Annotated in this window: 11 protein-coding genes; 8 read left to right on the top strand and 3 right to left on the bottom strand. The window is 64.1% G+C overall.

The window, feature by feature from the left end; all coding sequences use genetic code 11:
• Window positions 1-144 precede the first annotated feature (144 nt).
• Window positions 145-1116: an adenosylcobinamide-phosphate synthase CbiB gene (gene cbiB, locus NKH13_RS17030; RefSeq protein WP_352913193.1), complete on the bottom strand. Its 972-nt coding sequence runs from the start codon at window positions 1114-1116 to the stop codon at window positions 145-147.
• On the opposite strand from cbiB, the gene cobD reads away from it, so the two are divergent.
• Both cobD and NKH13_RS17040 read left to right on the top strand, forming a co-directional pair.
• Window positions 1115-2173: a threonine-phosphate decarboxylase CobD gene (gene cobD / locus NKH13_RS17035; RefSeq protein ID WP_352913194.1), complete on the top strand. Its 1059-nt coding sequence runs from the start codon at window positions 1115-1117 to the stop codon at window positions 2171-2173. The genes cbiB and cobD overlap by 2 nt on opposite strands.
• On the top strand, window positions 2170-2679 hold the full coding sequence (locus tag NKH13_RS17040; protein ID WP_352913195.1) for a tyrosine phosphatase family protein: 510 nt from the start codon (window positions 2170-2172) through the stop codon (window positions 2677-2679). Before cobD ends, NKH13_RS17040 begins: the two co-directional genes overlap by 4 nt.
• A gap of 337 nt (window positions 2680-3016) precedes the next feature.
• On the opposite strand, the gene NKH13_RS17045 is transcribed toward NKH13_RS17040, so the two are convergent.
• On the bottom strand, window positions 3017-3820 hold the full coding sequence (locus tag NKH13_RS17045) for a creatininase family protein (protein WP_352913196.1): 804 nt from the start codon (window positions 3818-3820) through the stop codon (window positions 3017-3019).
• Between the two features lie 110 nt (window positions 3821-3930).
• A complete protein-coding gene (locus NKH13_RS17050) occupies window positions 3931-4314 on the bottom strand; it encodes a RidA family protein (protein WP_292662997.1) in 384 nt (127 codons plus the stop codon).
• Window positions 4315-4591: 277 nt separating this feature from the next.
• Between NKH13_RS17050 and NKH13_RS17055 the strand changes: the two genes are divergently transcribed.
• The 6 genes from NKH13_RS17055 to NKH13_RS17080 all read left to right on the top strand — a co-directional run bounded on the left by NKH13_RS17055 (window position 4592) and on the right by NKH13_RS17080 (window position 10946).
• The gene (locus NKH13_RS17055) at window positions 4592-5596 is read left to right on the top strand and encodes an ABC transporter substrate-binding protein (RefSeq protein ID WP_352913197.1); all 1005 of its coding nucleotides are present in this window, start codon (window positions 4592-4594) and stop codon (window positions 5594-5596) included.
• 3 nt (window positions 5597-5599) lie between these two features.
• Window positions 5600-6442, top strand: coding sequence for an ABC transporter ATP-binding protein (locus tag NKH13_RS17060; RefSeq protein WP_352913199.1), 843 nt, complete (start codon window positions 5600-5602; stop codon window positions 6440-6442).
• Window positions 6429-7280 (top strand): ABC transporter permease, encoded by an 852-nt coding sequence (locus tag NKH13_RS17065; RefSeq protein ID WP_352913201.1) that lies wholly within the window; start codon window positions 6429-6431, stop codon window positions 7278-7280. The genes NKH13_RS17060 and NKH13_RS17065 overlap by 14 nt, the downstream gene beginning before the upstream one ends.
• Window positions 7281-7458: 178 nt before the next feature.
• A complete protein-coding gene (locus NKH13_RS17070; protein ID WP_352913202.1) occupies window positions 7459-8760 on the top strand; it encodes a cytosine deaminase in 1302 nt (433 codons plus the stop codon).
• On the top strand, window positions 8760-10157 hold the full coding sequence (locus tag NKH13_RS17075; RefSeq protein ID WP_352913412.1) for an FAD-binding oxidoreductase: 1398 nt from the start codon (window positions 8760-8762) through the stop codon (window positions 10155-10157). Before NKH13_RS17070 ends, NKH13_RS17075 begins: the two co-directional genes overlap by 1 nt.
• 207 nt (window positions 10158-10364) lie before the next feature.
• Entirely contained in the window at window positions 10365-10946 is a 582-nt protein-coding gene (locus NKH13_RS17080) for an NAD(P)H-dependent oxidoreductase (RefSeq protein WP_352913204.1), read from the top strand.
• Window positions 10947-10950: the final 4 nt, after the last annotated feature.

The following is a 10950-nucleotide window of genomic DNA, read 5'->3' on the forward strand; positions in this document are numbered from 1 at the left end:
TAAAGCCGCGTTCCAACGCTGAAGGAGCAACTTTGTTCTTGCTTTGTGCCGGCAGCTATGCTACTAATTTGGTTATGGTGCTAATTGGCTCCAACGACCCGCCGCATGGCGGGTTTTCTGTTTGCGCTCGATCTCGAGCGCAGGTCACGCCAGTATGACAACCACTGCGACTACCCCGAACAGCGCAATCAGCAGCAAGTCGGCGACGCGGTAGAGTTTCAGCGCCCGCCGGATGTCGGTGCTCTCGACGTCGTCGCGCCGGCCGCCTTCGCCCATCAATGCGTCTTCGACCATGACGCCATCGTAGGAACGGGGGCCGGCGAGCGCCAGGCCGAGCGCGCCGGCCATCGCTGCTTCCGACCAGCCGGCATTGGGCGAGCGGTGCTTTTTCGCATCGCGCCGCACGGCGTGCCAGGCGGCTTTGGCGTCGGCGCCCTTGACCAGGAAAGCGGCGAGTACGATCAGAAGCGCCGATAGCCGCGACGCCGGCAGGTTGATCCAGTCGTCGAAGCGCGCCGACGCCCAGCCGAAGGCTTCGTGGCGCGGGGTGCGGTGGCCGATCATCGAATCGGCGGTGTTGGCGGCCTTGTAGGCGACGCCGCCGGCGAGCCCGCCAATGCCGATCCAGAAGGCCGGTGCGACGACACCGTCGGAGAAATTCTCGGCCAGGCTTTCGATCGCGGCGCGGCAGACAGCGGCCCTGTCGAGCTTTTCCGGGTCGCGGCCGACGATCCGCGAGACGGCAATGCGGCCCATGTCCAGTCCGCCGCTGTCGAGGGCGTCGGCCACCGCTTCGACATGCTCGGCCAGGCTCTTCTGCGACAGCAGCGACGTCGCCAGGATTGCGGTGACCAACAAGCCGAGGGGAATGCTCCAAAGCAAGGCTTCGATCCAGAAGGCGAGGGCGGCCGGCACCAGCACGATCACCAGCAGCGCGACGACGCCCCAGCGGCGACGGTGGGCGTCGGAATCAGTGGCGCGGTTGAGCCTGCGGTCGAGAAAGGATATCAGCCTGCCGAACCAGGTGACGGGATGGCCAATGGCATCGAAGAGCCAGGCCGGGTAGCCGAGTACAAGTTCGATGGCCAGCGACAGGAAAGTGATCAGGATCGACATGAAGTCTCTTGATGGAGTGACGGCGGCAGTGGACCACGGCGGAAGCCTTGGCCGGGCGAGGGCGCTTTTCCCTCACGCGCCGCTGCCTTTCGTCGACCTCTCGACCGGGATCAATCCGCACTCCTACCCGCTTTTCGATTTGCCCGCCACCGCCCTGTCGCGATTGCCGGAAGCCACGCGTGCCCGCGACTTGGCTGAACTCGCGGCAAGCGCCTATGGCGCCCCGTCGGCGGCGAATGTCGCAGCGGCGCCCGGCACGCAGATCCTGTTGCCCCGCGTCGCTTCCCTGGTCAGCCCGGGCACGGCGCTGGTGCTCGGGCCGACTTATGCCGAGCATCGGCGGGCAGCGGCGATCGCAGGCCATGCGGCGGCTGAAGTCGATCATTTCGAAGCCCTGGCGGCGGTCGACCTTGCCGTCGTCGTCAATCCCAACAACCCGGACGGGCGCGTCGTCGAGCGCGAAAGATTGCTTCGACTTGCCGGGACATTACGCGCCAGAGGTGGGCTGCTGGTCGTCGACGAGGCCTTCATGGATGTCGGCCCGCGCAGCGAAAGCCTGGCCGGCGACGTTGACCAGGGCGGCATCGTCGTGCTGCGTTCGTTCGGCAAGTTCTTCGGCCTGGCCGGCCTGCGGCTTGGCTTTGCAGTGGCCGATGCGCTGACGGTCGAGCGGCTAGAGGCGCAATTCGGGCCATGGGCGGTTGCCGGGCCGGCGCTCGAATATGGCATAAGGGCGCTTGCCGACACCGGCTGGCAGGCCGGGATGCGGCGCCGTCTGGTCGAGGACGCTGCGCGACTCGATACGCTGTTCGGCCGCTTCGGCGTGCCCGTCGCCGGCGGCACCACGCTGTTCCGCTATATCAGGCTGCCGAACGCCGCCGGCCTGTTTTCGGCGCTTGGCCAGCGCGGCATCCTGCTTCGGCATTTCGCCGGCCGGCCGGATGTGCTGCGCGCCGGCCTGCCGGGAGCCGACGAAGAATGGCGGCGGCTCGAATCGGCGCTTGCCGGCTGGGCCTCGCGGCGCGACGATAATGCCAAGGGAGAAACGACCCAATGATCCACGTCTGTTCGCTGTCCAAAGTCGAGGAAACGGTGACGAAGACCGGGGCCGGGCGGCTGCTTTCGCTGCTCGCCGCCGGAACGGAGGTGGTGCGACCGGCCTCGATCACCAGGGAAAACCATCTGCACCTGGTCATGCACGACATTGCGGTGGCGCAAGAGGGCATGACGATGCCGGGCGAGGAGCATGTCTTGAACCTGCTCGATTTTGCGCGCCAATGGGACCGCTCGCGGCCGCTGGTCGTGCACTGCTATGCCGGCATCAGCCGCTCGACCGCCTCGGCCTACATCATCGCGGCAGCGCTGGCGCCGAAGCGCGACGAGGCCGAATTGGCCGAGACTCTGCGCAGGCTGTCGCCCACGGCGACACCCAATCCGCGGCTGATTGCCATCGCCGACGCGCTGCTCGAGCGCAACGGCCGCATGAGCCGCGCCATCGAGGCGATCGGGCGCGGTGCCGAGGCGTTTGAGGGCACGCCTTTTGCGCTGAAGATCGAGGGCTAGAATCGGCCCATCGAGACGGCGCGGCAATCGTGGATCGCCGCACTCTTCGGCCACGGTAACGGCATGGATCCTAGGGTCTTCGCGTCGCTTCGCTCCTGCTCCGCCCGAGGATGACGAAGTGAAAGACGTTTCAGCTAATCTCGAAGTTTGCGATTTCCCGTTGGCCGTCATCCCGCAAATGCTAACCCCAGTGCCAATCTCGACATTCGCGATTAGCGTTTAATCCCATGCTTTCATCATCCTAGGGCGGAGCAGGAGCAAAGCGACGTAGCGGAGACCCTAGGATCCATGCCGTGACATCCGAGCGCTCCAGCCTTCGCTGAATAACAACACAGCGCTAAGCCAGCCAGTCCGCCAGCTTGGCCTTGCGCACGTCCTTCAGCAGGCCGATGAAGCCGTCGGCCTGATGTTCGGCGGTGAGCCGGCCTTTTTCGGCGGTGGCAATGGTGGCGTCGCCGACCACGCCATTCGGGTTGAGGTCGCTGGCGATCCAGGCGAAGGCGTGCGTTCCGGTTTGGCGCAGCAGCGAAAATTCCTTTTCGGCACGGGCAACCTTGGACACGAAATTATCGGCCTTGGCCATATCGACGAGGTCAGGCCGGAAATGCAGCATCAGCGAGGTCTCGACGTCGCCGCCATGGATGCCGTGGCGGTCTTCGAGGTCGGTGTACATGCCGGCCGGCCGGCCAAAACGCTGCCAGCTGGTCTTTACCGCCAGCATCTTTGCCCGCACGCGCAATTCGCGGGTGATAATGCCCATGATCTCCTCATTGCCGCCATGCGAGTTGACGACGACCAGTTTTCGGATGCCGGCGCGCGCGACCGACAGGCCGAGTTCGGTCCATGCTTCGACCAAGGTCGTCGCCGGCAGGGTGAGGGTGCCGGGCGCATGCAAATGCTCGTTCGACTTGCCTATCGCCTGCACCGGCAGGATGCGGATGTCGAGATCGCCGGTCAGGCGGGCGATCACCGTGTCGAGCATGCCGTTCATGATCGAGGTGTCGGTCGAAACCGGCAGATGGGGCCCGTGCTGTTCGATCGCTGCCAGCGGCAGAACGGCAATGGTCGCCTCCGGATCGATGGTCGCGTATTCGGTGGTCCGGTAGTCACCCCACCATACGCGTTTTTTTGTCCCGGCCATTTTGAACCTCAAAGAGAGACTGAATGCGCGCTTGATGAGGGGCGGCGCCAACCTTTGTCGTGTAACTTGAGATCATCGCCCTGTCGATTCCAGCCGCTGGCCAGCGCTGCTCATCCCGCCGCAATGACCTCGATCTCGACCTTGAATTCCGGCCGGGCAAAGCCGGACACGATCATCAGCGTCGAGGCCGGCGCCGGGCTGGCGAACAGCCGGTCGCGAACCTCCATATAGGGCCGCAGGAACGCGCGGTCGGTGACATAGGCATTGATGCGGACGATGTCGGACAGGCCGAGCCCGGCCTCGCCGAGAATCGCCGCTATGTTCTGGAAACAGAGCTCGGCCTGTGCGCCGGGCTCCTCGGGGATCTGGTCGTCCGCTGTGATGGCGACCTGGCCCGAACACAGCACCAGCCGTTTGCCGGGCGGCAGCTCGACGCCGTGGCTGTAGCGGGCGAAGGGCGGCTTGATCGACTTCGGCGTGAGAAATTTGAACATGGCAATCTCCGGTTCTCGTCAGCGTAAAGCTGGATGTAGGCGGGCATCAAGATGGCGGTGCATGTCACGAGGGCGATTGTGGACAGGCGATCAAAAAATAGGCACGATGCCTTTCGTACAGCATGACCCGTCCGGCCTTCGCGCCGCCATTGCACAGGCGGGCATTGCACAAGCGGGCGGTCCCGACGCAACGCGCCGGTGGCATGTGTCTTGCTTCTTGAAACAATGGTGTCTAGCCCGGCGCGAGATGCGCCGGAGCGAACAAAGGGTGGTCTGGATGTACGGAAGACTCAAGATTTCGGCCGGCGTGATCGTGCTGCTTGGCGCAGGTACGCTTGCCGCGGCAGCGAACGAAAAAGTCACCTTCGGCACCAACTGGCTGGCCGAGCCGGAGCATGGCGGCTACTACCAGGCCGTGGTGGATGGTACCTATGCCGCCTGCGGCATCGACGTGACGATCATGCAGGGCGGCCCACAGGTCAGCGGCCGGCCGCTACTGCTGGCCGGCAAGATCGATTTCTACATGGGCGGCAATCTGCTGTCGGCTTTCGATGCCGTGCAGCAAGGCATACCGATGCGCGTCGTGGCCGCCGACTTCCAGAAGGACCCGCAGGTCATCATGTCCCATCCCGGGCAGGGGCTGGACAAATGGGAAGACCTGAAGAACGCCGACCAGTACATCCTCGGCGACGAAGGTGCGCAGACCTTCTTCCAGTGGATGGTCACCGACCTGGGTTTCGACGCAGCCAAGCGCGTGCCCTACACCTTCAACCCGGCGCCGTTCATCGCCAACAAGAAGTCGATCCAGCAGGGTTACGTCACCTCGGAGCCATTCGCTGTCCAGAAGCAGGGCGGTTTCACGCCGAACCAGTTCTTGCTGGCCGACTATGGCTGGGACACATATGCAACGACGGTCGAGACCATGCAGGAGACGATCGACAAGCGGCCCGAGGTGGTCCAGTGCTTCGTCGATGGGTCGGCCAAGGGCTGGTACAATTATCTCTACGGTGACAACAAGGCCGCCAACGAAATGATCAAGAAGGAAAATCCGGACATGACGGATGAGCAGATCGCCTTCTCGATCGAGCAGCTGAAGAAATTCGGCGTGGTCGATTCCGGCGACAGCGAAAAGCTCGGCATCGGCGCCATGACCGACGCACGCATCGAGAGTTTCTACGACAAGATGGTCAAGGCCAAGGTCGCGCCGGCGGGCGTCGACATCAAGAAGGCCTACACGCTTTCCTTCGTCAACAAGAGCGTCGGGCTCGACCTGAAGAAGTAGGCCGTGAAGCTGGAGAAAGTGGCGCAACAGCCAGGAAGTGTACCGGGGCCGACGCTGTTGGCGCTGCGTGGCGTCGGCAAGGTTTTTTCCAACGGCGTCACCGCGCTCAGCAATGTCGAGCTGACGATCCGGGGAGGCGATTTCCTCAGCCTGCTCGGGCCGTCGGGCTGCGGCAAATCGACGGCATTGCGGCTGATTGCCGGCCTGTCGACGCCGACCTCGGGCGTGCTCGACTGGCGCGGCAGCGGCGCCCGCGATCGTTCGAATATCGGCGACCGTTCGAATATCGGCTTCGTCTTCCAGGAGCCGACGCTGCTGCCCTGGGCCGACGTCTTCGACAATGTCTGGCTGCCGCTGCGGCTGAAGGGCGTGTCGCGGGCCAAGGCGGCGCCGGCGGTGATGGAGATGCTGGCGCGGGTTCACCTGACCGGCTTCGAGAATGCCGTGCCGCGCGAATTGTCAGGCGGCATGAAGATGCGCGTCTCGATTGCCCGGGCCATGGTGACCAAGCCGCGGATTCTGTTGATGGACGAGCCGTTCGCGGCACTCGACGAGATCACCCGCTTCAAGCTCAACAACGATCTGCTGGAGCTATGGCAGGATGAGCGCTTTACCGTCGTTTTCGTCACCCACAGCGTCTTCGAAAGCGTTTTCCTCTCCAACCGCGTTGTCGTCATGGCGGCGCGGCCGGGCCGGGTGTTCGCGGAGCTTGCCGTCGACGCGCCCTATCCGCGCGACGAGGCATTTCGCACCTCGCCCGACTATGCCGCGCTCTGCCGCCAGGCGTCCGACGTGCTGATCGGCGCCATAAACTCAACTGCCGGACCGCATCATGACGGCCATTGAAGAACAAGTGCTGGCGCTCGACCCGGAGGAGGCGCGCCGCGTTCGCCAGGAGCGCTTCGAGCGGATCGGCAGATGGCTGCTGCCGCTGGCGATCATGATCCTGGCGATCTGGCTGTGGGACCGCGTCTGCGTCTGGAACGACATCCCGAAATACATCCTGCCGCGTCCCGGCGTGGTGCTGCAAACGCTGCGTGACGATGCCTGGCTGCTGTTCTCCTCGCTGCTGGTGACGCTCAGGATCACCTTCTTGAGCCTGCTTCTCGCCGTGGTCGGCGGTGTCGGGCTGGCGGTGCTGTTCGCTCAGTCGAAGTGGGTGGAGATGTCGTTCTTTCCATTCGCCATCGTGCTGCAGGTGACGCCGATCGTCGCGATCTTTCCGCTGATCAACATCTATGTCGACAACCAGACGACGAAGCTGCTGCTTTGCGCCTGGATCGTCGCCTTCTTCCCAATCCTCTCCAACACCACGCTCGGCCTCAATTCCGTCGACCGCAATCTGCGCGACATGTTCAAGCTCAACGGCGCCACCCGCTGGCAGCAACTGCGCTATCTGCGGCTGCCGGCGGCGATGCCTTATTTCCTCGGCGGGCTGAAGATCGCCGGCGGCCTGTCGCTGATCGGCGCGGTGGTGGCCGAGTTCGTTGCAGGCGCCACCGGCCAGTCGTCCGGCCTCGCCTCGCGCATCATCGAGGCCGGCTACCGGCTCAACGCACCAAGGCTGTTCGCTGCGCTGATCCTGATCTCGCTCACCGGCATCCTGATCTTCCTGGTGCTGTCGCTGATTTCGCATCTCATTTTGCGGCGCTGGCACGAGAGCGCGCTGAGGCAGGAGCGGTGATGGTGGGCAGCGCCAGCACCCCCCTCTGTCCTGCCGGACATCTCCCCCTCAAGGGGGGAGATTGGATGCCATCCAGGATTTCGCCAATTACCAACGTTGCAAGACGAACACCATCGGCGAAGCTGCCAATCTCCCCCCTTGAGGGGGAGATGTCCGGCAGGACAGAGGGGGGTACGCCTTGATACCAGCTTCTGGTTCCTACCATCTTTCCAAAGTCCGGCTTCACGCGTCGCTGACGCCGGGCCTTGCTGGAGGCTTCGACGCCGACGGATTTGCGCTTGCCGATATCGCCGTCGCAGACGGCAGAATCTCCAATATTGTCGGACATAGCCGATCCAATGCACCGGCAGACGCAATCGACCTCGCCGGCCGAATCGTGCTGCCCTGCTTCGTCGACTGCCACACCCATATCGACAAGGGCCATATCTGGCCCCGAAAACCCAACCCCGTCGGCACCTTCATGGGCGCGCTGAATGCGACCGGCGCCGACCGCGCGGCGCGCTGGAGCGCCGACGACGTTGCCCGTCGCATGGATTTTTCGCTGCGCTCGGCCTATGCGTATGGCACCAAGGCGCTGCGCACGCATCTCGACAGCGTTGCGCCGCAGGAAGAGATCTCCTGGCCGGTGTTCGAGACGATGCGGGAAAAATGGCGCGGCCGCATCGAGCTGCAGGCGGCCTGTCTGCTCGGCATCGAGGGCGTGCGCGACAGGAAATGGTTCGAAAGGCTGGCCAAACGGGTGGCTGCCGCCAAGGGCGTGCTCGGCGTCGTCACCTATATGGTGCCGGATCTCGAAGAACTGCTCGACCAGGTGTTTGAGCAGGCGATCAAGCATGGCCTCGACCTCGATTTCCATGCCGACGAGACCGACGATGTCTCGGCGATATCGCTGAAGAAAATCGCCGAAGCAGCCCTTTGGAACGGTTTTGACGGGAACATCCTGGTCGGCCATTGCTGCTCGCTGGCGCGCCAGCCCGACCTCGACGTGCTCGACACGCTGGATAAGGTCGCCAAGGCCGGCCTGGCGGTGGTGTCGCTGCCGATGTGCAATCTCTATCTGCAGGACCGGCGCGGCGACAAGACAACGCCACGCTGGCGCGGGGTGACGCTGCTGCACGAGATGAAGGCGCGCGGCATTGCCGTCGCCGTCGCCTCCGACAATACCCGCGACCCGTTCTACGCCTATGGCGATCTCGATATGCTGGAGGTCTATCGCATGGCGACGCGCATCCTGCATCTCGACCATCCCGTTGCCGACTGGCCGCAAGCTGTGACCGCGACGCCGGCCAAGGTGATGCGGCTCGATGGTTTCGGCACGCTTGCCGCCGGAGGGACGGCCGATTTCGTCGTCTTCAGGGGGCGAAGCTGGACGGAATTGCTGTCGCGGCCCGAATCGGATCGCATCGTCGTGCGCGACGGGCATGCGATCGAGCGCCAGCTGCCCGATTATGCCGAACTCGATGATCTGATGGTGGAATGATGGATATTGCGGCGCTCAAGCGCGACCTGGACGGCCTCAAGGTCGACGACCATCCGGCGATCGTCCAGCAGAAGAGCCGCGACTTCTATTGGTACAGCCCGGTGCTGAAGCAGCAGCTCGAGCACGTCACCGGTGACCTGATCGTGACGCCGAAAACCGAAGACGAGGTCGTCCGCATTCTCGCCGCCTGCCATCGGCATGGCGTGCCGGTGACGCCGCGCGGCAGCGGCACCGGCAATTACGGGCAGGCGATGCCCCTATCCGGCGGCGTGGTGCTCAATCTCGCCGAGATGAACGCGGTCAAGACGATCGCGCCGGGCCGTGTCGTCACCGGCCCCGGCGCCGTGCTCGCCGACATCGACAGAGCGACGCGGGCGCATTCCGGCCAGGAACTCCGCATGTCGCCGTCGACCTACAACACCGCATCGATCGGCGGGTTCGTCGCCGGCGGCTCCGGCGGTATCGGCTCGATCCGCTGGGGCGGACTGCGCGACCTCGGCAACGTCATCCGGCTGAGGACAGTGACGATGGAGGCACAGCCACGTGTCATGGAGCTCACCGGCGAAGACGTGCTGAAGGTCATGCACGCCTACGGCACCAACGGCATCATCACCGAAGTCGAGATGCCGCTGACCGCCAGCTATGACTGGATCGACGTCATCGTCGGCTTCGACGATTTCATGGATGCGGCCGGCTTCGGCAACGACCTCGCCATCCAGGACGGCATACTGGCGAAGCTGATCACGCCGATCGCAGCACCCATCCCATACGATTACTTCAAGCGCCACCAGCGGTTTTTCCGGCGCGGCCAAAGCATCGTCGTCCTCATGATCGCCCCGCATGCGATGGATGCCTTCCTCGCCTTCACGACGCGCAGCAAGGGCGAGATCGTCTTCCGCGCCGACAAGGAGGCCGATCTCAAGGGGTTGCCGCCGGCCTATGAGCTGACCTGGAACCACACCACGTTGCGCGCCATCCGGGTCGATCCGACGATCACCTACCTGCAGACCCGCTATCCGTCGCCGGACCACCTCGGTCACGTCAAGGCGATGGTCGAACGCTTCGGCGACGAGGTGCCGGCGCATCTCGAATTCATCCGCTTCGACGGAGCCATCGGTATCGCCGGGCTGCCGCTGGTGCGATTCACCACGGCCGAGCGGCTGGACGAGATCATCCGCATCCACGAGGACAATGGCTGCTGGATCTTCAACCCGCACCGCTACACGCTGGAAGAAGGCGGCATGAAGCGCACCGACGAGGTGCAGCTCGCCTTCAAACGCGAAACCGACCCGCAAGGGCTGCTCAATCCGGGCAAGATGATCGCCTGGGAAAACCCTGATTACGACTATCGCTCCGGCAAGTCGTTCCTGTTCAAGGGGCTGGAGAAGGCGGGTTGAGACGATGACGGGCGTATGGCGCTGTACCCCCCTCTGGCCTGCCGGCCATCTCCCCCTCAAGGGGGGAGATTGGCAGTTTCGATGTCTATCGAATCTTGCGGCGTTGGTGTTGAGCGAAGGCATTGGTGACGGCCAATCTCCCCCCTTGAGGGGGAGATGCCCGGCAGGGCAGAGGGGGGTGCCTCGCGCCGACCTGCGAGGACTTGGTTGAACGTCCTCGTCCTCTACGCTCATCCTGTGGAGACCAGCTTCAATGCCGGCCTGCACCGGACCATCGTCGAGCGCCTGAAGGCCGCCGGCCATGTCGTCGACGACTGCGATCTCTATGCCGAGGGTTTCGATCCCAGGCTGACGCGGGCCGAACGGCTGTCCTACCACGGCGAGCGCAGTGCTGGTGATCCGGCGGCGGCTTACGTCGAACGCCTGCTGCAGGCCGAGGCGCTGGTGCTGTCGTTTCCGGTGTGGAACTTCGGCTATCCGGCCATTCTGAAAGGCTTTTTCGATCGCGTCTTCCTGCCCGGCGTGTCGTTCAAGCTGGTCGACGGCAAGGTGCAGCCGTCACTACATAACATCCGCAAGGTGGTCGCGGTCACCACCTATGGCGGCAGCCGGTTCCGAGCCATGCTGATGGGTGACCCGCCGCGCAAGCTGGTCAAGCGGGTGCTGCGTGCGACCATCAAGCCTGGCGGGTCGGTTTCCTACCTCGCGCAATACTCGATGAACCTGTCGACCGACGAGAAGCGGACGAGGTTCGTGGCGAAGGTCGCGGCCAGGATGGACGCGTTCTGAGGCG

The organism is Mesorhizobium sp. M1348 (assembly GCF_040317925.1).
Taxonomy (GTDB): Bacteria; Pseudomonadota; Alphaproteobacteria; order Rhizobiales; family Rhizobiaceae; genus Mesorhizobium.

Coding starts and splice junctions, on each gene's coding strand:
- cobD (WP_352913194.1), top strand. CDS start 1,115: ATGAAGTCTCTTGATGGAGTGACGGCGGCAGTGGACCACGGCGGAAGC.
- cbiB (WP_352913193.1), bottom strand. CDS start 1,116: ATGTCGATCCTGATCACTTTCCTGTCGCTGGCCATCGAACTTGTACTC.
- NKH13_RS17040 (WP_352913195.1), top strand. CDS start 2,170: ATGATCCACGTCTGTTCGCTGTCCAAAGTCGAGGAAACGGTGACGAAG.
- NKH13_RS17045 (WP_352913196.1), bottom strand. CDS start 3,820: ATGGCCGGGACAAAAAAACGCGTATGGTGGGGTGACTACCGGACCACC.
- NKH13_RS17050 (WP_292662997.1), bottom strand. CDS start 4,314: ATGTTCAAATTTCTCACGCCGAAGTCGATCAAGCCGCCCTTCGCCCGC.
- NKH13_RS17055 (WP_352913197.1), top strand. CDS start 4,592: ATGTACGGAAGACTCAAGATTTCGGCCGGCGTGATCGTGCTGCTTGGC.
- NKH13_RS17065 (WP_352913201.1), top strand. CDS start 6,429: ATGACGGCCATTGAAGAACAAGTGCTGGCGCTCGACCCGGAGGAGGCG.
- NKH13_RS17075 (WP_352913412.1), top strand. CDS start 8,760: ATGGATATTGCGGCGCTCAAGCGCGACCTGGACGGCCTCAAGGTCGAC.